Annotated in this window: 21 protein-coding genes and 1 other annotated feature; of the genes, 5 read left to right on the forward strand and 16 right to left on the reverse strand. The window is 38.4% G+C overall.

Annotated features, from left to right (window positions below):
• Positions 1-5 precede the first annotated feature (5 nt).
• From MHI39_RS20620 to MHI39_RS20630, 3 genes are all read right to left on the reverse strand, one after another.
• On the reverse strand, positions 6-839 hold the full coding sequence (locus MHI39_RS20620; protein WP_078109959.1) for a sugar ABC transporter permease: 834 nt from the start codon (positions 837-839) through the stop codon (positions 6-8).
• Complete coding sequence (locus MHI39_RS20625; RefSeq protein WP_342540089.1) at positions 839-2137, reverse strand: sugar ABC transporter permease; 1299 nt, start codon at positions 2135-2137, stop codon at positions 839-841. The genes MHI39_RS20620 and MHI39_RS20625 overlap by 1 nt, the downstream gene beginning before the upstream one ends.
• Before the next feature lie 82 nt (positions 2138-2219).
• The gene (locus MHI39_RS20630; protein WP_278892227.1) at positions 2220-3530 is read right to left on the reverse strand and encodes a maltose ABC transporter substrate-binding protein; all 1311 of its coding nucleotides are present in this window, start codon (positions 3528-3530) and stop codon (positions 2220-2222) included.
• 279 nt (positions 3531-3809) lie between these two features.
• Here MHI39_RS20630 and MHI39_RS20635 point away from each other — a divergent pair, with 279 nt between their 5' ends.
• The gene (locus tag MHI39_RS20635) at positions 3810-5576 is read left to right on the forward strand and encodes a glycoside hydrolase family 13 protein (RefSeq protein WP_278892228.1); all 1767 of its coding nucleotides are present in this window, start codon (positions 3810-3812) and stop codon (positions 5574-5576) included.
• Positions 5577-6121: 545 nt separating this feature from the next.
• On the opposite strand, the gene MHI39_RS20640 is transcribed toward MHI39_RS20635, so the two are convergent.
• Positions 6122-6856: a hypothetical protein gene (locus tag MHI39_RS20640; RefSeq protein WP_259547492.1), complete on the reverse strand. Its 735-nt coding sequence runs from the start codon at positions 6854-6856 to the stop codon at positions 6122-6124.
• Between the two features lie 373 nt (positions 6857-7229).
• Positions 7230-7904 (reverse strand): hypothetical protein, encoded by a 675-nt coding sequence (locus MHI39_RS20645; RefSeq protein WP_259547494.1) that lies wholly within the window; start codon positions 7902-7904, stop codon positions 7230-7232.
• Between the two features lie 198 nt (positions 7905-8102).
• Positions 8103-8316 (forward strand) — a binding site (T-box leader).
• A 217-nt stretch (positions 8317-8533) separates the two neighbouring features.
• Between MHI39_RS20645 and MHI39_RS20650 the strand changes: the two genes are divergently transcribed.
• The 3 genes from MHI39_RS20650 to MHI39_RS20660 all read left to right on the forward strand — a co-directional run bounded on the left by MHI39_RS20650 (position 8534) and on the right by MHI39_RS20660 (position 11965).
• Positions 8534-9688, forward strand: a complete 1155-nt coding sequence (locus MHI39_RS20650) for an alanine--glyoxylate aminotransferase family protein (protein WP_278892229.1) — start codon at positions 8534-8536, stop codon at positions 9686-9688.
• Complete coding sequence (gene serA / locus MHI39_RS20655; RefSeq protein WP_212944366.1) at positions 9681-11306, forward strand: phosphoglycerate dehydrogenase; 1626 nt, start codon at positions 9681-9683, stop codon at positions 11304-11306. Before MHI39_RS20650 ends, serA begins: the two co-directional genes overlap by 8 nt.
• Before the next feature lie 167 nt (positions 11307-11473).
• Entirely contained in the window at positions 11474-11965 is a 492-nt protein-coding gene (locus tag MHI39_RS20660) for a GNAT family N-acetyltransferase (protein ID WP_259547498.1), read from the forward strand.
• Between the two features lie 201 nt (positions 11966-12166).
• Here the strand turns inward: MHI39_RS20660 and MHI39_RS20665 are convergent, their stop codons facing one another.
• Together MHI39_RS20665 and MHI39_RS20670 are read right to left on the reverse strand one after the other, a co-directional pair.
• Positions 12167-12424: a lipopolysaccharide assembly protein LapA domain-containing protein gene (locus tag MHI39_RS20665; protein ID WP_259547502.1), complete on the reverse strand. Its 258-nt coding sequence runs from the start codon at positions 12422-12424 to the stop codon at positions 12167-12169.
• 613 nt (positions 12425-13037) lie between these two features.
• On the reverse strand, positions 13038-14210 hold the full coding sequence (locus tag MHI39_RS20670; protein WP_071976245.1) for an IS256 family transposase: 1173 nt from the start codon (positions 14208-14210) through the stop codon (positions 13038-13040).
• Between the two features lie 798 nt (positions 14211-15008).
• Here MHI39_RS20670 and MHI39_RS20675 point away from each other — a divergent pair.
• Positions 15009-15377 (forward strand): VOC family protein, encoded by a 369-nt coding sequence (locus MHI39_RS20675; RefSeq protein ID WP_278892038.1) that lies wholly within the window; start codon positions 15009-15011, stop codon positions 15375-15377.
• 56 nt (positions 15378-15433) lie between these two features.
• On the opposite strand, the gene MHI39_RS20680 is transcribed toward MHI39_RS20675, so the two are convergent.
• The 9 genes from MHI39_RS20680 to ilvD all read right to left on the reverse strand — a co-directional run bounded on the left by MHI39_RS20680 (position 15434) and on the right by ilvD (position 26908).
• Positions 15434-16585 carry an HAD family hydrolase gene (locus MHI39_RS20680; RefSeq protein ID WP_278892037.1) on the reverse strand — a complete coding sequence of 384 codons (1152 nt, stop codon included), beginning with the start codon at positions 16583-16585 and terminating at the stop codon, positions 15434-15436.
• Positions 16586-16790: 205 nt separating this feature from the next.
• Positions 16791-17381, reverse strand: a complete 591-nt coding sequence (leuD, locus tag MHI39_RS20685; RefSeq protein WP_180211592.1) for a 3-isopropylmalate dehydratase small subunit — start codon at positions 17379-17381, stop codon at positions 16791-16793.
• Between the two features lie 13 nt (positions 17382-17394).
• Positions 17395-18807 (reverse strand): 3-isopropylmalate dehydratase large subunit, encoded by a 1413-nt coding sequence (gene leuC, locus MHI39_RS20690; RefSeq protein ID WP_058005697.1) that lies wholly within the window; start codon positions 18805-18807, stop codon positions 17395-17397.
• Between the two features lie 11 nt (positions 18808-18818).
• On the reverse strand, positions 18819-19934 hold the full coding sequence (gene leuB / locus MHI39_RS20695) for a 3-isopropylmalate dehydrogenase (protein ID WP_058005698.1): 1116 nt from the start codon (positions 19932-19934) through the stop codon (positions 18819-18821).
• A gap of 52 nt (positions 19935-19986) precedes the next feature.
• Positions 19987-21528, reverse strand: coding sequence for a 2-isopropylmalate synthase (locus tag MHI39_RS20700; protein ID WP_058005699.1), 1542 nt, complete (start codon positions 21526-21528; stop codon positions 19987-19989).
• On the reverse strand, positions 21515-22543 hold the full coding sequence (ilvC, locus tag MHI39_RS20705) for a ketol-acid reductoisomerase (protein WP_058005700.1): 1029 nt from the start codon (positions 22541-22543) through the stop codon (positions 21515-21517). Before ilvC ends, MHI39_RS20700 begins: the two co-directional genes overlap by 14 nt.
• Positions 22544-22569: 26 nt before the next feature.
• Positions 22570-23091: an acetolactate synthase small subunit gene (gene ilvN, locus MHI39_RS20710; RefSeq protein WP_058005701.1), complete on the reverse strand. Its 522-nt coding sequence runs from the start codon at positions 23089-23091 to the stop codon at positions 22570-22572.
• Positions 23088-24767 (reverse strand): acetolactate synthase large subunit, encoded by a 1680-nt coding sequence (gene ilvB / locus MHI39_RS20715; RefSeq protein WP_278892041.1) that lies wholly within the window; start codon positions 24765-24767, stop codon positions 23088-23090. The genes ilvN and ilvB overlap by 4 nt, the downstream gene beginning before the upstream one ends.
• A 437-nt stretch (positions 24768-25204) precedes the next feature.
• Positions 25205-26908 (reverse strand): dihydroxy-acid dehydratase, encoded by a 1704-nt coding sequence (gene ilvD, locus MHI39_RS20720; protein ID WP_058005702.1) that lies wholly within the window; start codon positions 26906-26908, stop codon positions 25205-25207.
• Between the last annotated feature and the right edge of the window lie 22 nt (positions 26909-26930).

Consider the following 26930-nt stretch of genomic DNA (forward strand, 5'->3'; position numbering starts at 1 on the left):
AAAGATTATTTATTCGCTCCTGCTTTTAGACCTTCTACCATATACTTTTGGAAAATCATAAATAGAATAGTAATCGGTATGGCCACCAATACTGCCCCAGCAGCAAACGTAGTAAATTCCGTATTCCCCCGTCCAGTGACCATTTCAAAAAGGCCAATGGCTAGAGTTTTATTTTCATTAGACCGTAGGACAAGCCGAGCAAAGATAAAATCCATCCATGGTCCAATAAAATTTGAAACGGCAACAAAAACAAGAATTGGAACAGATAACGGCATCATCACGCGAAAGAAAATCGTCACATGACCCGCCCCATCCATTTTCGCGGCTTCTTCCAAGCTTTTTGGCATCGAATCAAAATACCCTTTCACAAGCCATGCATTAAAAGGAATTGAACCACCAGCATAGACCAAAATAAGCCCCCAATGATTGTCTAGTAACCCTAGTTGCAACAGGAGAATATAGATAGCAATCATCCCCATAAACCCTGGGAACATTTGCAAAACTAACATCGTCATTAAGCCTTCCTTCCGTCCCGGAAAGCGAAAACGGCTAAAGGCATACGCAGCAGTAACAACCAAAAATGTCGAAATGATCATATTCCAAATGGCAATTTTTAATGTATTTTTATACCAATTGAAATATTGTGTATCCTGAAATAACTCAACATAATGTTTGAAAGTGAGTGACTTAGGAAATAGAGAGGTATTAAAAAGGGAATCCCCGGGATTTAACGAGCCAATAAAAACCCATACCACTGGGTAAACAGTAAATATAGCCACTAGCACTAAAATGATATGTTTACCAACACTAATCCATTTCTCTTTTGTTTTTCTGTTCACTACATCATATCCTCCTCTTTAAATGCTCTCGTTCGTCTAAAGTTCCAGACGGATATCGATGCGATCACAATAAATATGAGGATGGATACGACAGATGCCATATTAAATTGACTTTGATCCAACGTAAGCTTGTAAATCCATGAAATTAAAATATCCGTTGAACCAGCATAGCTATAATCAACATTTACAGGTCCCCCCTGTGTCAGCAAATAAATCATATTAAAATTATTAAAATTTCCCGCAAATTGCATAATGAGTAACGGAGCGGTCGAAAACATGACGATTGGCATCGTAATTCGCCAAAAACGCTGTCTCGGACTAGCGCCATCTACTTCCGCCGCTTCATATAGTTCTTTATCGATTCCCGTCATAACCCCACTCATTAAGACCATCCAGAAAGGAAATCCAAACCAAATATTGACGAGAACAAGAGTAAATTTTGCCCAAAACGGATCACTAAGCCAAGGAATTCCCGCCAAGCCGATAGCTTCTAAGTATTGATTAATTGGCCCAAACTCCCCATTAAATAGATTTCTCATTATCAAGATAGAGACAAATGCAGGAATGGCCCAAGGAAGAATATAAATACTTCTCCAAAAAGCTCTGAATCGTATTCCTTTTGAATTTAATAAAACAGCAAAAAGTAACCCTGTAAAAAAAGTAGTCACTGTTGCGAGAATGGCCCAGATGATCGTCCATTCAAATACTCCTAAAAAGGTGCGATTCCATGTTTTCAAATTAAAAAGATCAATAAATGTTTGAAAACCAACCCAATCAACAAGGGCAGCAGGTGGTAGATGGTTTGGTCCCGAATAATTGGTAAAGGCTATAGCAATACCGAATAATAGCGGTAATATGGTCAAAAACGATGTAAATATAATTGAAGGGGTAAGCAATAAATAAGGAAATCCTTTTTCTGCGATCACATGTAAGGTTTCTTTAAAATGATTCGGCCTTTGGCCTAAATCCCTTGCTATTCCTACTCTCCTTGCATCACGAATATTTAAATAATAGACCCAAATCAATAACAATCCACATATGAGAAAAATGATGCCTTCAATCATTAAAAATATGGAATGATCACCTGGTTGAATTTTAAAGCCAATCCTTTTTTGGGTGGTTTCCCCAAGGGTCGTTAGCCCCCACATTGCGTTTCGAAATGGTAATGACCAAAATACAACGATATAAATCTCTAAACATATGAATAATAAGCCCTTCATGTATTGCCGATTATAGATTTGTCCCAATCCCATAAATAAAAGAGAGAGGATTGTACTAATCTTGGCATGTGATTTCATCCTATACCATCTCCTTTTGGGTAATCCAAGTAAGAAACAAAGCCAATACCCCATGTTCAAAGGATATCGGCTATTCATATGACTACTTTTTCTGAGTAGAAATGGCATCCTCTATTTGTTCGTATGCAGCATCTAATGCTTTTTTCGGATCCATACCATCATTCCATATAGCCGTATAAGCTGTTTCCATTGGTCCCCATACCGCTTGCATTTCAGGGATATTTGGCATAGGAACAGCATTTTGAGCTTGTTCTAAAAATGCCATTGAGACTTCATCTTGTTTGATTGTGTCATTTTCAAGGAGTGAATTCTTAGGTGGTAATTGCCCTGTCATCTCATAACGCTTTAAAAGCATCTCTTCACTTGATGCAAATTGGGCTAAAAGTGTGGCTGCTTCTGGATATTTACTGTAGGAGTTTACGTAGTATGCTTTAATTCCAGAGAAAGATTTAGGTGTTTCTCCATTATCCAGCTTAGGGAGTGGGGCGATACCTAAATTAATTCCAGCATCCTTATGATTCTTCACATCCCATGGTCCTGAGATCCTAAATGCTAGTTTATTTTCATTAAAGAATGAAGAAATCACATCACCAGTAATATCTTCCTTCTTTAGAGGGAGTAGCTCGCTATGAATTTTTTTCATCAATTCACCAGATTTGATTGCCCCTTCGGAATTGATCCCTATTTCTTCTGGATTGGTATTGTCATTTCCGAAAATATATCCGCCATATCCTGCCATGAATGCATATGTGTAATAGAAATTCCCTGGTTCCATCATTAATCCATATTTACGATCCTTTTTCGTTGATCCCTCTTGAAATTGTTTTCCCTGCTCAAATAATTCATCCCATGTTTCCGGAACTTTCTTCACAATATCTTTATTGTAGTAGAGTGCATAGGTTTCAATCGCAATTGGAAAACCGTACATCTTCAATTCTCCATCTTTATCTATGAACGATGTCCCTTTTACAGCAGCATCCATATAGTCTTTTTTGTAGTCATCTGCAAAATAATTATCATATACTAATCCACCTGAAACGAGAGTACCTAAATGATCATGGGCTGCGTTGAAGACATCTGCTCCAAGTCCTGCTGGACCATCTGTTTCTAATTTACCAGCTGCATCCGTATGGCTGACCTCTTGAACTTCAACAGGAACATTATATTTCTTTTCAAATTCCTCAGCGACGTAATTGGCCCATTCTGCTTCCGCACCGCCATTATCCCAAAGAATAAGACTGGCTCCCTCCTCCGGTTTAATTTCCTTTACTTCTGCATTCTCTTCAACCTCTTTGCTTGCTTTTTCCTTTCCCTTTGGCTGGGTGCAGCCAGCTAGGAGTCCCACCAATAGAATACTAGAAGCGATTATTCCCATTGTCTTTTTAAGCTTCATTTTCATCCCCCTCGATTAAATGTTTCTTCGCTTAAATTTCGAAAAGCTTTGTTGTTTTCGATGTAAAATCGTGCACTGTTCTACTATTTTTGAAATAACTAAAAAAATAATATGATAATACCACTTTTACGTTTATTTTCCCTCCTTTTCTAATGAAAACGGTTGCATGAAATTATTATACATTTTGAAAATTCTAAAAGCAACCGTTTGCATTAAATTATCTCATATGATATTTTTTTATTATTATAGTTTCATATACCGTTAAAGGGAGGTAGCATTATGAATATTGAATCCATTTATCACCGACCAAAAAACAATTATGCCTATGCTTACAATGACAAAACACTTCATATTCGTATACGAACGAAAAAGAACGATATTGAAAAAGTGAATCTTATCTTTGGGGATCCATATACATGGAATGAAGACGGTTGGATCTTTTCTACAAAACACATGACGATAAGTGGGAGCGATCAATTGTTTGACTATTGGTTTGTTGAAGTCGCTCCTGAATTTAGAAGGATGCGCTACGGTTTTGAACTGATGAGTGGAAATGAAACGATGGTTTATGGAGAGAAAGGTTTTTTTGATCAGATCCCTACTGACGATACTTCTTACTTCTTTTGCTTCCCTTTTTTAAATAAGGCAGATGTTTTTCATGCTCCCGATTGGGTGAAAGATACAGTGTGGTATCAAATTTTCCCAGAACGGTTTGCAAATGGAGATCCCAGGATCAATCCGGAAAATACCCTTCCATGGGGAAGTACAGAACCTAAGTGGGATAATTTTTTTGGAGGTGATTTTGAGGGAATCATTCAACATATTGATCACATCGTTGAATTAGGTATCACAGGTCTTTATTTCACCCCTATATTCAAAGCCTACTCTAACCACAAATATGACACCATTGATTATATGGAGATTGACCCGCAGTTTGGTGATAAAGCTACTTTTAAAAGACTCGTTGACGTATGTCATCAGCACGGAATCAAAGTGATGTTGGATGCTGTCTTTAATCATAGCGGATATTATTTTCCACCCTTCCAGGATGTATTGAAAAATCAGGAGCATTCTAAATATAAGGATTGGTTTCATATAAGAGACTTCCCTATTATCACAAAGCCGAGGCCAAATTATGATACATTCGCATTTACAGAGCAAATGCCGAAGCTAAATACAGAAAATGCTGAGGTGAAAGAATATCTTCTTAACGTTGCCCGTTATTGGATTGAGGAATTTGATATCGATGGCTGGCGTCTAGATGTAGCCAATGAAGTAGATCACAGCTTCTGGCGTGAATTTCGAAAAACGGTAAAGTCAGTTAAACCCGATGCCTATATATTAGGCGAAATTTGGCATGACTCGATGCCATGGCTTCAAGGGGATCAGTTTGATGCCGTCATGAACTATCCCTTCACACAAAGTGCCCTCGATTTTTTTGCAAAAGGGACCATCAATGCTGACGTATTCGCGCAAAGAATATCTCATGTTTTACATTCTTATCCTAACAATGTAAACGAGGTTTCATTCAATTTACTCGGAAGTCATGATACACCGCGAATATTAACGATCGCTAATGAAAACAAGGATCGACTTAAGCTGCTTTTTTTATTTCAATTAACGTTCATTGGAAGTCCATGTATCTATTATGGCGACGAAATCGGAATGACAGGCGGACAAGATCCTGGTTGCCGTAAATGCATGATCTGGGATAAACAAGAACAGGATTTAGAACTCTTTGAATTTGTCCAAAAGCTGATCAGCTTACGAAAAAATGTCCCAGCACTAGGGAATAAAGGTGAATTTCATATTATTGAAAGTAACACAGAAACCAACCATATTATTTATGAAAAAAGAAGCAAGAATGAATCGATTTTCATTGCCATCAATAATAGTGAGCAATCTATTCAAATCAAGATTCCTTTTTTGGCAAAAAATGATGAAGTGACGAACCTATGGAATAACGAGAAACAATTGACTAGCGATGTAGAGGAACTTAGTTTGCCTAGTTTAGGATTTACTATTTTACAATCAAGAAAACTGTAAAAAAACACTCTGGGAAAGTCTTGCTTAAGGCTTTCCTAGAGTGTTTTAACCTGCGTAGCGGAACTTCTTGCATACTGGTGAATTTTATCCTCTATTCGATAACAATGAGTGCCAAAAAAACGCAGAAAAGATATTTCACTGGGTCCACATTTAACCATATCTATGCCTTTATCAATAAATCTCTCCATACTTTCACTCTTCAAAAGTTTATCAGAAAACCCTTAAAGGTGAATATTAGAGTAAATATAAACCTGAATCATTACTTGACAGCTTAAATACATTTGGAATTAGATATAATTTTAAACAGTGTTTGTAGCACAAACTGCAACTAAGAAATACATTTATCACTAATTTTATATAGAGCAATTGTGCAATTGAAAAGTTGATTTTATTGAACAGCATTGTTCTAAAGTACCAGTCCCAAAGGTAGGAACACATTTAGATTAAGACCACAAAAATATATAAAATTTGTTGTGCCAAACATTAAAAAGATCACCTTTTAGATGTTCTCTCTACGAAATAAAGACATAATATTTACTTGCATTTTATGAACGTGTTAAAAAATGCTTTATGATAGGTGCTATTAAATCTTTACCTGCATTTATAGTGTCAAATAATCCTTTTAACTTAAACATAAATCCCATAAAGCCTTGCAGGGTTGCATTTTCTTTTTGTGGTTCCAAAATATTTTCACTTAGAACAAGTGAACCAATGCTTTGCTCGACTGCTACTCGAAGTCCATCCACTCCATAGAATTTAAATTCCAATAAGGACTCTTTTATAAGATTTAAATTTTTAACGAGTAATGCTTGGACATCTTTCGGAAGAGAAGAATCAATAATATTTGAAATTAATAGTTCAATTTCACCTATTAATGATACTATTTCCTCTTCATTAAGTTGGGAGTTCTCATCAATTTCAAAAACTAAACCAATATGATCAGCCATGTAGCTTAATGCTGTTAAAACTTCGTCGGAAATGTATTTATGGAAATTACTCATGTCTCCATTGAAATTCACTTCAGATATACCTAGTCCAACTTTATCTAAAAACATAATATTTCTTTCCTTGTTTAATCGGGGATTTGTTTCAACAAGCTTTCTTGTTTTTTCATATAAATCGAAAACTAAACGTATTTTGGAAAGTAAATTGATTGTATCCCTTGTTTCTAGTTCAAATACATGTGACCAGGCACCATTAAATTTCGAATAATTGTGAGTTGAATTTTTAAGGTTTAGTAAGATTTCATGTAAAGCTATTGCTGGATTGCTATTAATCAAATCATGCAGCTCCTTTCACTATATAACTATATAACTAAATATACCAAATATAGGCATCAATGGTGGGCTTTTTTGAAAATGTTAAATATACTGATTTGGTCAATGACATAGAAAGAAATAACTATACACTTAGGGAGATAGGTAGGGTAGTAAAAATAATTAATGATACAGATTGTGTAAAAATGATTAGTGATAATGTGGTTCTTCCGGTTGTATTAAATAATTAGATTAAACTGCATTATTTATTCGGGATATTCTTTAATAAAAAATTAAAAAAATTAAAAAAACATACTAAAGACTGCAGGATATTAACTTGTTTAATGAAAAAAACATAATTGTTTTGAACACATCCCCTGCCCCGAAAAACACATGACTATTTCAAATAGTTCACGATCCCATCATCTAAAATCGTTAATTCGGGCGAATACCAATAATAGACCTCTCCATCGAAAAATACAGTATCACGATAGGCAATCGGTGCAGCTGTATAACATACAAAATCAAACATTTGAGGATCTTTAGTGGATGTATCAGGTGAATAGGCTGATTTTACTGTCCCATCTTCAAGAATTTTCAAGAACTGCTTAACCTCTTCTCCAGTTAAAGTTTTTAATTGTTTCATCGGTTTTGCCCCATCAGACAGATATACCTCTATTCTTTGAACTTTATCCATGGTTTTCACATCTAGGGTTTCGGCATTATCGGTACTGTATAGCTTATACCCATGGATCTTTGTTTTATCTTTAACCGCAACGATTGAATGATCAGGATATCCTTCAATCGAATAGACGTCTGTTCCTTTTGATAAATAAGCGGCACCCCCCTCTTTTATTTTATATTTAGGATTTTTCACATGCTCATTTACTTCAAATCTTACTTCGCCGATCTTATCCTTTACTAATGTTTGCTTTGAAATAACTAATTGTTGAGATCCAGTATAGTGTTTTCCAGTGATCTGCATAAAATCAACCCAATCGATGACAATATGAGATGGGCTACAAGCAGTTAATAGCACAAGAAATGGAATGATGAAATATAATTTTTTCATCTCTCTCCCCCTTTTTTCTAGCTATTAAGGTAATGTTGAACGAATAAAAATAGATTAACATCGTTAAATCCCTTATCTAATATACGATCGATACATGAAATGGTTACAGACAGGTGTGATAAAGGATAAAAAAATCTAATTTTAATCCTTTACATGAATAAAGGAATTTGGTAAAGTATTTTAAACAATATCATTTTTCTAAAAGTTTCGATGAAGATGGTGTGAAGGAAGAGTTTTTAGAGAGTCGGTGGTTGCTGCAAACCGATACTTTTGCTTCATAATGCCGAGCACTTCTGAACTGGATAGCTGAACCATTCAAGTAGGCTATCACGGTATGATGCCGTTATTTTCATGAAGGTTACTATGTACATAGTAATAAAAGAGGGTGGCACCACGGATGATCGTCCCTCATAATTGGCTGAAAATCGGCTGATTATGAGGGGCTTTTATTTTTAAGCTCTTTTCTTAAACCTTGTTGCTATGTAGCTAAAAAGGTTCATGACCGACAATCCCTACATTCCACTGAAAAAAGAGCTGCAAACTTCATAAGAACACTTTATAAAAGCCACACTCTTATACGAAAACAGCCTTACTTTGCTAGAAAATGATCATGAAAGGAATGAGAAAACATGTTACTAAACCAGCAATACTTATTTACTCCAGGCCCCACTCCAATCCCTGAGCGTGTAAAGCTCGCTATGAATCAACCTATGATTGGTCATAGAGGTCAAGCGTTTGCACAATTACTAGAAGAGGTCTCCACAAGACTCATGCCGATCTTCGGTTCAAAGGATCCCGTCCTCGTACTAACAGGTAGTGGGACATCCGCATTAGAAGCCGCTGCAGCTAATATTATTGAAGAGAATGATCCAGTCGTTGTAATTGTAACTGGTGCCTTTGGAGAACGCTTTGCCACGATTTGTGAAACCTTTGGTGCGATCGTACATCGTTTAACGATTCCATGGGGTGAAATATGCACTCCAGACCAATTGGAGAATTTTTTATATGCTCATAAGGATTGTAAGGCGGTATTTGCTACTTATTGTGAAACATCCACCGGTGTTCTAAACCCCATTAAGGAGTTAGGCGCTGTGACCAAGCGAATAACAGATGCATTATTTATTGTTGATGGTGTCAGTTGCATTGGTGCCGTACCAGTGGATATGGCCGCATGGAATATTGATATTCTTGTTTCCGGCTCGCAAAAAGCCTTAATGCTACCACCTGGCCTGGCCTTTATTGCTGTCAATCAAATCGCAAGAGAAAGGATTCAATCCTGTCCATCTAAACGGTTCTATTTAGATTTAAATCGCTATTTTGCATCCTATGATAAGGAAAAATCAACACCATTTACACCTGCCGTTTCACTAATAGCCGGAGCACTTGAGGTTTGCTACATGATTGAAGAAGAAGGCTTAGAGCAAGTGATTCAGAGACATCAGCTTCTAAAAACAATGGTTCGCGAAGGGATCAAAGCACTCGAGCTGCCATTACTGGTTTCAGATGAGCATGCTTCCCCTACTGTCACTTCAGTTAAACCTTTAAATGGAAAAGCAAATCAAATCAAAAAGACCCTTCAAGATAAGTACTCCATCACCATTGCTGGAGGACAAAAGAAATTAAAGGGAGAAATCTTCCGAATTGGTCATATGGGCTATTGCACCCCTTTTGATATTTTAAAAGTTCTGACAGGCCTAGAAATGACCATTTATACAATAGAAGGTAGAAATGTGTTTGGGCAAGCAACGAAAAAGGCCGAGGAGGTTTGGATTGACTATGTATAAAATACTAGTAACAGACTCTATCAATGTTCAGGGATTGCAGAGCTTATATGAGCATCCATCTATTTTAGTAGATAAAAAGGATCAGCTATCCAGTGCTGAGCTTAGGGAAATCATCGGAAATTATGATGCCCTGATTGTCCGTAGTCAAACAATCGTTTCGAAGGAGCTGATTCATTCAGCCCACCGCTTACAGATCATTGCACGTGCAGGTGTTGGTGTCGACAATATTGATGTTGAGGCAGCCACTAGAAAAGGAATTATTGTCATTAATGCACCTGGTGCGAACACCATTGCTGCCTGTGAACATACCTTAGCGATGCTACTTTCATTAGCTCGTAGAATCCCACATGCCTATCAATCCATGTCAAACGGTGAGTGGAATCGAAATGCTTTTAAAGGGGTTGAGCTATATGAAAAAACACTTGGTATTATTGGGATGGGGAAGATTGGAACGGAAGTGGCGAAACGGGCAAAAAGCTTCCAAATGAAGATATTAGGGTATGATCCTTATCTAACTGAGGAACGCGCCAAAAAGCTTGGTATCGTTAAGGCAAGCATTAATGAAATTGCCATTCAGTCTGACTTTATCACTGTCCACACCCCACTCATTAAAGAAACACGAAACCTAGTTAACGATGAGTTTTTACAAAAAACAAAACGGGGAGTACGAATCATTAATTGTGCCCGTGGTGGAATTATTGATGAAGCTGCCTTAATCCGTGCCATACAAAGCGGTCATGTTGCTGGTGCTGCCTTAGATGTATTTACGCAAGAGCCTCCTACTAACTTAGATTTACTCCAACATCCAAACATCATTGTCACCCCACATCTCGGAGCATCTACAGAAGAAGCTCAAGAAAAAGTCGCAAAAGAAGTAAGTGATGAGATTATCAATATTTTCGAATCGCAAACGATTCGTCACGCAGTTAATGCTCCACAAATGTCTGGAGAAACCCAACAAAAAATGAAACCGTATCTTCAGCTTGGTGAACAACTAGCTGAAATCGCCATACAATTACTGAAGAAAGCACCAGAAAAAATTGATATCGCCTATTACGGAGATCTAGTCGAAGAAGATACGAGTCTCTTAACGAGATATATGGTAAAAGGCATACTCTCCTATCATTTAAGTGATTCAGTTAATTTAATCAATGCCATTCACTTATTAAAGGAACATGGGCTTTCCTATAATGTCCAAAGAAATGCTACAAATAAAGGCTTCGCCAACTATATGGAACTAGTTTTATATAAAGGAGATAAAAAGGTCAATATCGGTGCGACGGTCCTAAATGGATATGGTGCTCGAATTGTTAATATTAATAACTATCGTGTAGATGTACGCCCTGAGCAACATCTCCTCTATATAAAACATCAGGACATTCCAGGAATGATTGGTCAGGTTGGATCGATATTGGGCAGTTATTCTATTAATATCGGAACAATGCAGGTAGGGCGTGCAGCGATAGGTGGAGAAGCAATCATGATCCTCACTCTTGATAAAAAGATCGAACAAGAAGTCACACATGCTCTCCACTCAATCTCTGGACTAGAGGATGTACAAATTTTGGAGCTATCCTATGAGGAAGAGTTAAGTGTAGAGAAAGCATTGCATTTATAAATTTTGTAAAATCGACACGAGGACTTCAATTACTCGTGTTTCTTTAATTACAGTAATTAAGAAAAAGAATTGTGATAATTGTTTGCTGTTCACTTAGTAACAAAATATTGAGAAAATATCCTAAGTATTTTTATAATGAATAAACTAGTTACGAAGGAGATTTCATAATGAATATTCATTACACCAAACCCGGTTTAAATGATTTAAAAGAGCTCATGCATATCGAGAATTTAGGATTCAGACCTGATGAAGCGGCTACGGAAAAAGCAATGAGAGAACGAATTAAGAATATACCTGATACGTTTATTGTTGCGAGAGATGAACAGGATAAAATAATGGGATATGTTGTAGGTCCAGTGATAAATCATCGTTATTTGACGGATGATCTCTTTGAGAATACTCATCCCAATCCTACAAATGAGGGCTTCCAAAGTATTCTTAGCCTTGTCGTTCACCCTGATTATAGAGGGCAAGGAATTGCTACTAGTCTGTTAGATAAGCTAGAAGAAGCTTGTAAAAAAAGTCAAAGAAGCGGAATAACTTTAACCTGCTTAGATGATTTAATTCCTTTTTATGAAGCCAATGGTTTCGTTAATGAAGGTAAATCTGTTTCGACACATGCAGGTGAGACTTGGTTTAATTTAGTGAAGGAATTGTAATATAAATTCTCTTCGATTCACGAACGCTGCCGATATTATTTAGAGAAATAAAAAACAACAGGGTTGTCCAAAAGCTATTTCTAACGCCTAAATAGACAACCCTTTTTTTACTTTTTTATGCATACGTAATCTGCTGTTCTTCCTTATGTAACATACGATTCCGTTCAACTTTTTATAGGTTTGCTTAACAGCAATCCGATTCTACCGCTCTAAATCATCATTTATATCATTATGACCTACTTTTTTTAAGGCTCTTTGAAGCTGATAAATTTTCATCATACCAATTAACCCCACCAATATTGCTCCCAGTAAAACAGATCCAATAATGACAAGAATTAATGGCCACTCGGCTTTACCAAATAAATAATTTACCGTTACCGGTTCGACATTGATCACAGAAAAAATGGCAATAATTAAGACGACAACGAGTGCAAATAATAGGTTCCATTGTTTTTTCATAATCCACCTCCATCATAAGTTTTTAAATTAAATATTATCAAAGGATAGTCCAAAATGCTAGCTTTCACAGCATCCTTTGGGAGAAGGTTGATTCATTGTTTGTGCTTATCTTCCTTCATGGGAAGCTAACTCACTCTTTGGTTACCCTAGACACGTTATTTCCTCCTTCAGAGTAATCAAACACGTACTTTAGTTACCCTGCACACATTGGTTCCTCCTTCTGGGGAATCTAACATACACTTTAGTTACCCTGCACACGTTATTTCCTCCTCCAGGGGAAGCTAACATGCTCTTTCGTTACCCTGGACACAGAGTTTCCTCCATCAGAGTAATCAAACACGCTCTTTCGTTACCCTGGACAGGTTATTTCCTCCTTCTGGGGAAGCTAACTCGCTCTTTCGTTACCCTGCTCACAGAATTTCCAGTCAAGTCCTGGTTTTTGTGTAAAATCACTGGCAAGTACTTTCAACCTTAACCCTTTTATTTTTTTTGCGAAACTTCCATGGATTTTGAACTTCATATCCGGTAAGGGATGTCAAATGGTTTTCAATTTGACATCCCTTACCGGATATGTGATCATCCATGATGGAAGTTTAGCTGAAAATAATCTGTTCTATCTTCCACCCATAAGTGCTTTTCTCTTAGCGTAAACCGTATCCTGATATTGCATTAGAACAGCTCCAATCAAGCGAAAAGCCGATTGGGTGTTTGGAAAAATACGTATGACCCTTTCTCTTCTACGGACTTCTTGGTTCAACCGTTCAAGGGAATTGGTACTACGGATGTGGCATCGGATACTTTCGGGAAAGATCATATACTGGATGGTATCTTCGAACCCCTCATCTAATATAGAGAGTGCTTTTTCAAACTTTGGCTCTGTCCCGAACCTACTCATTAGCTCATCTTTAAACAGACGGATATCATCAATGGTTACTGCTTCAAATACGCGTTTGATCATTGTCTTGATTTCAGCCGAGCTCTTTTTGGGAAGTTTATCAAAGATATTTCGCTTAAAATGGACATTACATCTTTGCCAAGCTGTCCCAATAAATTCACGCTGTATCGCTTTTTGGAGACCTTGATGGGCATCAGAGATGATTAGTTTGGGAGATTGAAGGCCCCGTGATTTTAGCTGTTGGAAGAACTGCCCCCAACTCTCATAACTTTCCGCATGGTCAACACTCAAGCCAATTATTTCACGTGTATTCTTCTCAGTAATGGCAGTGGCAATATAAACAGCCTTGGAAACAACGCTTTGGTGCTCGCGCACCTTTATATACATAGCGTCAACGAATACGAAAGGGTAGTATGTTGTATTTAAGGGTCTCTTAGCCCACTCGTTCACAATGGGATCAAGCTTTTGTGTAAGTGATGATACAAACGACTTGGAAATGTTCTTGCCGCAAAGCTGTTCGACAATATTGGTAACATTCCTAGTTGAAACACCATTGATGACCATTTCCAGCATAGAGAGGACCAATGCCTGGTCACAACGGGCATATTTTTCAAAAACGGTAGTTGAGAATTCCCCGTTGCGTGTCCGTGGTACCTTAAGTGTTAAGGTACCGATGCTCATCATAAGATCACGTTCATAATAACCGTTGCGATAGTCACGGCGTTCAACAGCTCGTTCATAAGGTGCAGCCTTTAAATAGTCATCCCTTTCTTTTTCCATAAATTCGTTTAGTACTAAGACAACCGCTGATTTTATAACCATATCAAGGTTGGAATTTACAATGGCTTCTTTTAAAACATCCAAATTTAGGTTAAACTGTACTTGAGTCATATTTATTCCTCTTTTCATTGTTTATCGTGGTTGAAAACAGTGTTGCCAAGAGTGAATAAAATGACTCATTTTTTTTTGCATTTTTTTTTACACAATTATACGGACTTAATCGAATTTCCTCCACCAGGGGAAGCTAACTCTCACTTTGGTTACCCTAAACACGAAATATCCCCCATTAGGGGAATCTATCACACACTTTGGTTACTCTGAACACGGAATATCCCCCATCAGGGGAATCTATCACGCTCTTTGGTTACCCTGCACACGGAATATCCTCCGCCTGGGGAATCTATCACGCTCTTTGGTTACCCTGCACACATAATATCCTCCTTCTGGGGAATCTTACACGTTCTTTGGTTACCCTAGACACGGAATATCCTCCGACAGGGGAATCTATCACGTTCTTTAGTTACCCTGCACACGGAATATCCTCCGCCTGGGGAATCTATCACGCTTTTTGGTTACCCTAGACACGGAATATCCTCCGACAGGGGAATCTATCACGTTCTTTAGTTACCCTGGACACGGAATATCCCCCTTCACGGGAATCAACCACGCCCATTGGTTACCGAGTTCATGAGATACCCTATTACCAAAATGCAATAACTTGCTTCCCTATTATATCCGTACCCCTGTAAATTCTACTAAACATCCCCCGTACATGCTGTTCCAATCCATTAAAACATGCATTTAATGCTGTTCACTTCATAAGAAAAACTTAACTAAAAGTATAATCATTTCAGTATTTTCTTATTACTCTACTTCAAATACAATGAGGGTAACGAAGGGGGTTTTAATATGACTTTTGCATTTAAAACAATTGACCATGTACAACTAGCTGCACCGAAAGGCTGTGAGCAGGAAGCAAGAGAATTTTTTGGGAGAATACTAGGACTTCAAGAAATTGAAAAGCCCGAGGAATTAAAAAAACGTGGGGGTGTATGGTTTGGATTTGATCATTATCAAATACATATCGGCATCGAAGACCCTTTTTCCCCTGCTAAAAAAGCACATCCTGCATTTGAGATAGAAAATCTTGAGGAGCTAAAACAGCATTTAACTAAGCACTCAATTAAATTCACCGTAGATACTCAACTACCTGGGGCCAATCGAATCTATGTGAATGACCCTTTTGGTAATCGAATTGAACTATTAGAGTGGCTATAAGTATAAATGAAGGAGCTGTTCAATTTTATGAACAGCTCCATTTAAACAGGAAATATTTATCCCTTACGAACATTTTCCAAAACAATTTCCTTTACATCCAACACGGAGTCGAGAATAAATTCGGCTTGATGTTCTTCAAATTCCTTTCTTGCTTCCTTCCCAGATAATCCTGTTAGTACCGCTGCGAATCGGCAGCCCATGTCTCTTGCCGCTAATAGATCGGCTAAGGAATCACCGACCACTAATATTTGATCCCCATTTTCTAATGGAAGATCTAGCTTTAAGCACGATGCAACCGGAGTTTGTTTCCCCTTCTCTGCTTGGATAAATGTATATGGATTCGGCTTAGATAAAGGGGCATAGCTTGGATGCTGTTTCTCTGCTTCAAGAACTTCATCGGCTGTGACAATATGATTCCGATCAAAATAGTTTAGCCAGTTCAAATACTCGAAAGGCTTAATGGTTTCAAGATCCGGTCTTCCTGTTCCAATCCCAATTTGCAAGCCAGCATCAGTCAACTCCTGAAAAAGCTGCCCAATTTGCTCAGGCTTTGCTAATGTCTTTTCGTCAGAAAGAAAACCCTTCTTCCCTAACTGAACAGATGGTCTCCCTGTTGAGGAAAGTACATTTTCGTCCCCAACATACCATTCTTGTGATACATGCTCACAAACCGACCAAAGATGATTCTTTTCACTAAATAAATTAGTCTTGATTCCAAATTTCTGTTCAACCAATACATTTAAATAGTCAAATAAATCTTCCTTGCTATTTGCCTTTGCATTTTGAAACTCGCTAATAAATTCGTCATAATTAATCGTTGCTTTATACTGAGCTAAGCTTTCTTGTATTTCAAGTAATACGCTACGATCAATTTCTGAAGTTAACCACTTGGAGATATTCTCTTTTTCTTCACCCACCACTTGCTCTAAAAGATGAATTAGTTGAAAGCTAAAGGTTAAATAAATCATATCCCAATTTGCATTTAATCCTTTTGACTTAAAAAACTTAAGCACCTGGTCATTTTGAAAAACGGTATTCCTAATGCTTGTTATTTCTTCATCGTTTAATACAATTTTAAATTGATCTGATTCTAATCCTAAATAATTTTTACTATGTAAAAGCTCCCAAACAGTTAATGCGGACGCATCGAAATACCGTTCTTCACTTAGTAAAACACCATCAACATCAAATAATATAGTTCGAATCATACTCATCCCCCTTTATTTAAGGTAAACGTATAAAATCCAGCTCCAAGCTCTAGCTCTTCAAATTAATAACCAGCTAGCAATGGTCGTTTCCCCCTGGTTGTTAGGAAGATCTAGGAGCTTGCACTTTCTTATTTTAGTGTATCACAGAACCATAGTATATTATATCCATCCACAAAAAATCACTGCGGTTGCAGTGATTCAATTATTAGCTAATTCCTTTACATTTTTCCTCATAGCTTGCAATTTTGTCTTCAAGCATCATCGTGATTGCAATATCATCCAAGCCTTTTAAAAGTGTTTCCTTCTGATATGGATCCATTTCAAAATAGATGACCTGATCATCATAGGTTAGTCGTTCATTTTCTAAATCAACCGTTAACTCAATAGTTGCCTCATTCGCTTTGTCTATTAGTGATTTGACCGTTTCAAGATTTAATTGAATAGGTAAAAGACCATTTTTCAAACAATTATTATAAAAAATATCAGCAAAGCTTGGAGCAATAATGACTTTAAACCCGTAATCCTGAAGGGCCCATGGAGCATGCTCGCGGGATGATCCACAGCCAAAATTCGGTCCAGCTACAAGTATTTGCGCACCTTTATATTTTTCTTGATTCAGAGGAAACTCTTTTATTTCCTCGCCATTTTCATTAAAACGCCAATGGTAAAAGAGACATTCTCCAAAGCCTTGTCTTTCAATGCGTTTGAGAAATTGTTTTGGGATAATTTGATCTGTATCGACATTCGTTCGATCAAGTGGTACAACTAATCCTTGAAATGTTTGAAATGGCTGCACAAATATTCACCTCCTATTGGTAGACCTTTTCCATTTTTCTCACATCAACAAATCGTCCATGAATCGCAGCTGCTGCAGCCATAGCTGGGCTTACAAGATGTGTTCTTGATCCATTTCCTTGTCGTCCTTCAAAATTCCGATTGGAAGTGGATGCACATCTTTCCCCTGGGGGCACAACATCATCATTCATTGCTAAACACATACTACAGCCCGATTCCCGCCACTCAAAGCCTGCTTCGATAAAGATTTTATCCAAACCTTCCGCCTCAGCAAGTGCTTTAACCGTTTGTGAGCCTGGTACAACTAATGCTCTTACATTCTCATGCACATGATGCCCCTTAATCACTTCAGCCGCATGACGTAAATCACTCAGACGAGAGTTCGTACATGAGCCAATAAAGACATGCTGTATTTCAATCTCCTCTATAGGTGTACCACCGGTAAGTCCCATATATTGAAGGGCCTTTTCGACCGATTCCTTCTCACTTTTATCTGTGATGGTGTCAGTTGATGGTAGTAAATCATTTACAGATAAGCACATGGATGGATTAGTCCCCCATGTCACTTGTGGCGCAATTTCATTTGCATCAATTTCAATCGTGCGGTCATATTCAGCACCTTCATCTGTGGCTAGACTTAACCAATATTCAGCTGCTTTTTCAAATTCTGTTCCCTTCGGTGCATACTTTCTACCATTTAAATAAGAAATGGTTGTTTCATCTGGGCTGATTAAACCTGCTCTTGCTCCAGCTTCAATGGACATATTACAGATTGTCATCCGCTCCTCCATTGACATATTCCGTATGGCTTCACCTGTATATTCAGCAATATATCCTGTGCCAACATCGATACCGAATTTACCTATGATCGCTAAAATTAAATCTTTCGCTGTCACACCAAGACCTAGCTTGCCATTTACTTTAATTTGTAATGTTTTCGGTCGCCTTTGCCATAGAGTTTGAGTAGCAAGAACATGTTCCACTTCACTTGTGCCGATTCCAAAAGCGATGGCACCAAATGCACCATGTGTAGAAGTATGACTATCGCCACATACAATTGTTTTTCCAGGAGTGGTCAAACCTAGTTCAGGACCAATCACATGAACAATCCCTTGATCAGGATGATCAATGCCAGCTAATGGGATCTTAAATTCCTCACAATTTTTCTCCAATGTGCTCATTTGTTTTTTGGCAATAGGATCATTGGAGACACGAAGCTTCGTAGTAGATACATTATGATCGACTGTTGCAAAGGTTAGATCCGGTCGTCTGACAGTTCGCTGATTGAGTCGTAGTCCCTCAAATGCTTGTGGAGATGTTACTTCATGTACTAAATGCAAATCAATATAAAGTAAATCTGGTTTTCCTTCCTCCTGATGTATCAAATGCTGTTCCCATATTTTTTCGATAATTGTTTTCGGATGCATCAAATCCCCCCCTAACCACAAATATAGGTAGTCAAAATACCTGAGATTGCTTGATTTTCATTAATAGCATCAATGACTTTTTGAACCATTTCTGTTGTCCCAACCTGTTTTCCATGTTGTAGATTTAAATCACCTGTGTGATACCCTTCATTCAATACCTTCATGACCGCTTCCTCAATAATATGTGCTTCCTTATCTAGGCCAAATGAAAATTTAAGCATTAAGGCTGTCGATAAGATCATGCCTAACGGATTGGCTAAATTTTTCCCAGCGATATCAGGGGCAGACCCATGAACAGGTTCATATAATCCGACTAAATCACTTCGTAAACTTGCCGACGGAAGCATCCCTAGTGAACCAGTAATCATAGAGGCTTCATCACTTAAAATATCTCCGAATAAATTTTCTGTAACGATTACATCAAACTGTTCCGGACGATAAATAAGTTGCATAGACGCCGAGTCGACTAACATATGGTTGACTGTTACATCTGGGTATTTTTTTTCGATGCGATTAACTACTTCACGCCACATTCGACTCGATTCCAGTACATTCGCTTTATCGACGGATGTTAGTATTCCTCTCCGCTTTTGTGCTAATTGAAATGCTTTTTCTACCACTCTTTCAATCTCAAAAACGTTATAGACTAATGTATCAACAACTAATTCTTTGTTTTCTCCACGTCTTTCACTTGGTTTTCCAAAATAAAGTCCACCAGTTAACTCTCTAACAATTAATAAATCTACGTTTTCAATAACTTCCTTTTTCAATGTGGAGGCATGGATGAGCGGTTCATAGGCTGTAACGGGACGTAGGTTTGCAAAAAGACCTAATTCCTTTCTTAGTCCAAGTAGTCCTTGCTCTGGTCTGACAGCATGTGAAGTGGAATCCCATTTGGGCCCACCAACCGCTCCTAAAAGAATCGCATCACTCTCCCTACATAAGGCTAAAGTAGATTCTGGAAGGGGCTGGCCGCAATCATCGATTGCTGCACCACCTATTAAACCTTCCTCGAAACTAAACTCATGATCGAAACAATCAGATATGGCTTGAAGGACTCGAACAGCACCATTCATCACCTCAGAGCCAATTCCATCACCAGGTAAAACTGCGATTCTTTTATTCATAAACCTTGCCTCCTTTGATTTTTGTAAAAGTTTAATAGTTTGGAGTTATCATCTAAACTTGTAATTTTTCCTTTTTATATTCTTCATGAACAATGACTCGATTAATCGCATTTAAATAGGCCTTTGCTGACGCCTCTAAGACATCCTGTGCCGAGCCTCTTCCACCGGATTCAACTCCACTATACTGGACCTTAACAAAGGCATCGGCTAATGCATCTCTTCCAGAACCAAGCGAATGAAGCTTATAATCTTTTAACTCTACCGGACCATCAATCATTCGTGATAATGTATTATAGATTGCCTCCACACTACCTGCACCGGTTCCTGCCTCTTCTAGGACACTACCATTTGGAGACTTCACAACTACGGTAGCTGTTGGGATATTATTTGTACCATATTGCACCTGAACACTTTGCAGCTCATAGGTTTTCACATCAATTTGTTCAGTCTGTTTATCCGTAAGAATCGCAAATAGGTCATCCTCGGTCACTTCTTTCTTTCGATCCGTTAATGCTTTAAATGAATCAAACGCATCTTTCAGCTTTTCCGGTGTCAGCTCAAATCCTAATTCCAAGGCTTTTTGCTTAAACGCATGTCTTCCAGAATGCTTTCCGAGAACTAAGTTATTCGATGCGACTCCAATGAGTTCAGGAGTAATAATTTCATAGGTAGATGCTTCCTTTAACACACCGTCTTGATGAATTCCTGATTCATGAGCAAATGCATTTGCACCAACAACTGCTTTATTTCCTGGAACGACCATTCCCGTTAATTTACTAATTAGCTGACTCGTATGTTTAATTTCATCTAGCTTTAATCCTGTTTTTGCCTGGTAATAATCTTGGCGAATATGAAGAGCTACCGCTATTTCCTCTAATGCAGCATTTCCAGCTCTTTCACCAATACCATTAATCGTGCCTTCTATTTGCCGTACACCATTTTCAATAGCAGCCAGTGAATTTGCGGTTGCCATCCCTAAATCATCATGACAATGTGCTGACAGAATCACCTTATCAATAGAAGGAACATTTTCCCGAATAAACGAGAAAAGCTCGCCATACTCCTTCGGTGTACTATAACCGACTGTATCAGGTAGATTAATAACTGTTGCACCAGCTTGAATGACTTCACTAATAATTTTTACTAGAAACCATTTATCTGACCGACTTGCATCCTCAGCAGACCATTGTACGTGGGAAAATCTTTGTTTGGCGTATTTTACAGCCTCAACTGCTGACTCCAATACTTCATCAGGGGTTTTTCTTAATTTATAGGTCATATGAATCGGGGAAGTTGCAAGAAAAATGTGAATTCTCGGCTCCTCAGAATCCTTTAATGCATCCCAAGCAATATCAATATCCCGTTTATTCGCTCTTGCTAATCCAGTGATTGAACTATTACGGATCGATCTTGCGATTGATTGTACTGCTAGAAAATCTCCTTGGGAGGAAGCGGGAAATCCCGCCTCCATAATATCTACTCCAAGTCGTTCGAGCTGTTTGGCAATTTCAAGCTTTTCTATCGCATTTAAGTTCACTCCTGCAGACTGTTCGCCATCTCGAAGGGTCGTATCAAAAATGTTAATTTTTTGCATATGCTGCCACTTCCTCTTCTTTCTTCTCCTTCTTAACAAATGGCATGAGCTTACGTAATTCCTCGCCAACTACTTCAATTGGATGCTGATTTTCACTTGCATTAATCGCATTAAATACAGGACGATTCGCTTGATTTTCTAATACCCAACCTTTAGCAAATTGACCAGATTGAATTTCCTTTAACAATTCTCCCATCCGTTTTTTCGTATCTTCATTCACTACTCTTGGTCCAGAAACAAAGTCACCCCATTGTGCTGTATCTGAAATCGAATAGCGCATTCCTTTTAGTCCTCCTTCATAAATCAAATCAACAATCAATTTCATTTCATGAAGACATTCAAAATATGCAACTTCAGGCTGGTATCCTGCTTCTGTCAATGTTTCAAATCCTGCTTTAATAAGTGATGTTAATCCACCGCAAAGGACTGCCTGCTCACCAAATAAATCAGTTTCAGTTTCTTCCTTAAACGTCGTTTCGAGAACCCCTGCTCGAGAACCACCGATTCCTTTGGAATAAGCAAGTGCCACGTCTTTTGCTTCGCCAGTTACGTCTTGGTAAATTCCGATAAGAGCTGGAACGCCTGCACCCTCAACATATGTTCTACGTACTAAATGTCCAGGTCCTTTTGGTGCTACTAAGAACACATCTACATTTTCTGGAGGAACGATTTGATTAAAATGAACATTAAAGCCATGTGCAAAAGCAATTGCTTTGCCCGGATATAGTACGGGTTCAATTTCTTCTTTATATACTTGAGTTTGTCTTTCATCAGGTAAAAGAACCATAATGACATCGGCTTCTTCACTTGCTTCTTTAACAGATTTCACTGCAAAACCATCCTGTTCAGCTTGCTCCCATGATTTTCCCTTACGTAATCCTACTACCACATCAAATCCACTTTCACGTAAGTTTTGTGCATGTGCATGACCTTGTGAGCCATAACCAATGATCGCGATTTTTTTATTTCTTAAAACCTCATCTTGAATATCTGAATCATAATATACTTTTGCCATTTTTCATCTTCTCCTTTAATCGTTAATTATTTTAATAGGGAATAGGAAGTTAGTTCAGTTACTGGCTTTTGAGAGCCTCTTAAGAAGGCCGTTAAACCAGTGCGAACCATTTCCTTAATTCCATAAGGTCTTAATAGATCAATTAATGCTTCGATTTTTTCTGTATCACCAGTCACCTGGATGGTAATGCTTTCCTTGCTAACATCAATAATCGATGCTCTAAAGGGTTCGACGATACCGCCAATTTCACTTCTTGTTTGAGGGGTGCTTAGTACCTTGATTAACGCAAGTTCTCTAGCGACAATGGCTTGATCAGTAATATCTGCAACCTTCAATACATCGATTAATTTATTTAATTGCTTCGTTAGCTGCTCAACCTGCTTTTCATCTTCTACATTTACAACAATGGTCATTCTTGAAATTCCTTCATTCTCTGTTCGACCAACGGTGATGCTATCAATATTGAATTGCCGTTTTGATAGCACTCCTGTCACACGATTTAGCACACCGCTTTGATTTAACACTGTTGCAGTTACTACCCGTTTCATGGTTTCACCCCGATCATTTCATGTAATCCCTTACCAGGAGCGATCATTGGATACACATTTTCTTCTTGTTTTACACGGCAGTCAATGACAACCGGTGAATCATCTGTTAAACATTCAGCGAAAACCCTTGCAGCCTCCTCTTCATTCGTTACACGTACTCCTTTAATTCCATAGCTTTCTGCCAGTTTAATAAAATCTGGTTGTACGGGAATCTTTGAATAGGAATAACGCTCTTCATAAAAGGTTTCCTGCCATTGTCGTACCATACCAAGTGAATAATTATTGACAATCACCACTTTTATCGGCAAATGATGCTCCTTCACTACGGCCAATTCCTGAAGAGTCATTTGGAAACCTCCATCACCAACAATTGCGACAACGGTTTGGTCTAGATTTGCTAACTGTGCACCAATGGCTGCTGGAAACCCAAAGCCCATTGTTCCTAAGCCCCCCGAAGTGACCCAACGATTTGGCTTAGAAAAATGATAATATTGTGCCGCCCACATTTGATGCTGACCAACATCGGTGGTAATAATTGCATTTCCCTCTGTATATTGATGGACGAGCTCGATTAATCGTTGCGGAGACATTTCCTCTCCACTCTCGCTATACCATAAAGGGAATTGCTCTTTATTTTGGGATAGCTTCTCGTTCCATTGCTCGATTTCTAATTGTGGTATGTCTTCTTCCAATAGCTTTACTAATGCTTCCTTCGCATCTGCAACAATTGGAACATGCGTTTCGACATTTTTACCAATTTCAGCTGCATCAATATCAATGTGGGCAATCATCGCATGTGGTGCAAAGTGCTCTAATTTTCCAGTTAAGCGATCATCAAACCGTGCCCCGATATTAATAAGTAAATCCGTTTCATACAGTGCCATATTGGCTGTATATGTTCCATGCATCCCCGCCATTCCTAAAAATAAAGGATGCTCAGCAGGAAAACTTCCTAAGCCTAGTAAAGTATTAGTGACTGGTATTTGGTTATTAGTTGCAAATTCGAAAAGTAATTCATTTGCACCAGAATGCAATATACCGGCTCCGGCTAAAATAACCGGTTTTTTCGCCTTAGCCAGTGCCTCTACTAGTTTCTTTATTTGTAAGACGTTGGGACTGTAATTCGGTTGATAACCTGGTAATTGCAGTTCAACATCGGTTGATAGCTTGATTTTTTGTGAACAAATATCCTTTGGAATATCAATGACTACTGGCCCAGGCCTCCCTGTCGATGCGATATGGAAAGCTTCCTTCACGATTCTTGGAAGATCCTTTATATCACGAACTTGATAGTTATGTTTCGTAATCGGTGTTGTTATTCCGATCACATCTGCCTCTTGAAAGGCATCAGACCCAATCACTGTACTTGCTACCTGTCCTGTAAAGACGACCAGAGGCAAAGAATCCATCATGGCGTCAGTAATACCGGTCACTAAATTTGTTGCACCCGGTCCTGAAGTTGCAATGACGACGCCAGGTTTTCCTGTCACACGTGCATATCCTTCCGCTGCATGAATCGATCCTTGCTCATGTCGCGATAGAATATGTTTAATGCTTTTTCCATATAAGGCATCATAGATTGTTAGAACTGCTCCACCTGGGTAACCAAATAACACGTCTACTCCTTCATTGATGATTAATTGAATGAGTAAGTCTGCTCCGTTAATTTCCTCCATCACCAATTGATCATCCGAAAACGCTTTAGCCTGCACCTTTTTCCCTCCTAATTTACATTCATTTGTTTAACAAAACTGGGATAGCAAACTTGCAAGAAAAGAATCTAACAAAAAAAGCCCATTCATCCTCAAAAATATGGCATAAAAAAATCTACCAATTATGAAGGGATGAAAAGACTTCTTTCCATGGTACCACCCAACTTTATGTTATCCTTACGAATAACACCTTTTACAGCGACTAGTTTTATAAAGTGAAAGGTTAGTAATTTGACTAAAATCCTTTTCCCCTCTTTACTAGCGTTGCTTTTGATAACGAGTGTTAAAGTAAACACTCGGCTATTCCTACTTGTACCCGTTCAGATTAGCACTTAGAGGTGAGTAATGGTAAGGGATACTATCGGTTTTCAGCGCTCCCGACTCTCTGTAAGTATCTGGTCTTAACCATTTGTCCTCGTCAACGTTTTTTGCGGTGATTTTATTTTCAATACTCCTCCAGTATTTGCAGATGTTACTAATGCTGCATATCTTGCTAAATAACCAGTAGTAATCTTTGGTTCTGGAGGATCCCAATTTAATCTTCTTCGTTCAAGCTCTGCATCTGATAACATAACTTCTATCTTTCGATTAATTAAATCGATTAATATTTGATCCCCATTTTTGATGAAAGCAATCGGACCACCTTCAGCCGCCTCTGGTGAAATATGGCCGACGGATATCCCCCGTGTCGCACCAGAAAATCTTCCATCTGTAATTAATGCGACACTGGTCGATAATCCTCTTCCAGCTATTGATGAGGTTGGTGCTAGCATCTCAGGCATCCCCGGACCACCCTTTGGTCCTTCATATCTAATAACCACGACATGCCCTTCACGAACTAATCCATTATCGATTCCTTCCTGTGCTTCCTCCTGTGATTCGAATACAATCGCCTCACCGAGGAATGTTTTTATAGATGGATCGACGGCACCTACCTTGATTACTCCTCCATCTGGAGCAAGATTTCCTTTTAAAATGGAAAGACCGCCAACTGGACTATACGCATTTTCAATCGGACGAATCACATCTTGATCGTGTATGACTGCATCCTTGACATTTTCATAAGTACTCTTACCTGTAATGGTTATTCTTGAGCGATGAATGGCTCCATCGATTTTGCAAAGCTCATTGATAATGGCACTAATACCACCTGCACGATGTACATCTTGCATCGAGTAATCTGAGGCAGGACTGATTTTTGCTAAATAAGGTACTCGTTTTGCTACCTCATTAATTTGATCTAAATCGTATTCAATCCCTGCTTCATGGGCAATCGCCAATGTATGTAATACCGTATTGGTGGATCCTCCCATTGCCATATCTAGTGCAAAGGCATCATCAATTGCCTCTTTCGTAATAATGTCACGCGGCTTTATATCCTTTTCAATACAATTCATTAAATGACCGACAGCTTCACGAATGATCCTGTGTCTCTCATCCGAGGTTGCAACAATGGTTGCATTTCCCGGAGGGGTTAGCCCCAGAATTTCCATTAGTGAGTTCATTGAGTTTGCTGTAAACATTCCCGAGCATGAACCACATGTTGGACAAGCACTCGTTTCAAGCGCAAGTAATTCTTCTTCATCGATTTTTCCTGATTTATATGCTCCTACCCCTTCAAAAACAGAAGTAAGAGAAAGATTTTTTCCATCAGCTGTTTTTCCTGCTTCCATTGGACCTCCGGATACAAATACGGAAGGAATATTCGTTCTCGCTGCAGCCATTAACATTCCTGGTGTTATTTTGTCACAGTTAGGGATGTAGAAAACACCATCGAACCAATGGGCATTGATTACAGTTTCTGCACTATCAGCAATTAGCTCTCGACTTGGAAGTGAATATCTCATTCCGATATGTCCCATCGCAATACCATCATCGACTCCGATGGTATTGAATTCAAAAGGAACACCACCAGCTTCCCAAATCGCTTCCTTTACAACCTCTGCAAACTTATTTAAATGCTTATGTCCAGGAATAATATCTACATAGGAATTACACACACCGATAAATGGCTTATGTAAGTCCTTCGTTTTTACCCCAGCTGCATATAGCAAGCTTCGGTGGGGAGCACGATCTATTCCCTTTTTTATCATGTCACTTCGCATGTTGCTTCACCTCAACCCCTTT

The sequence above is a fragment of the Heyndrickxia sp. FSL K6-6286 genome (assembly GCF_038630395.1).
Classification (GTDB): domain Bacteria; phylum Bacillota; class Bacilli; order Bacillales; family Bacillaceae_C; genus Heyndrickxia; species Heyndrickxia oleronia.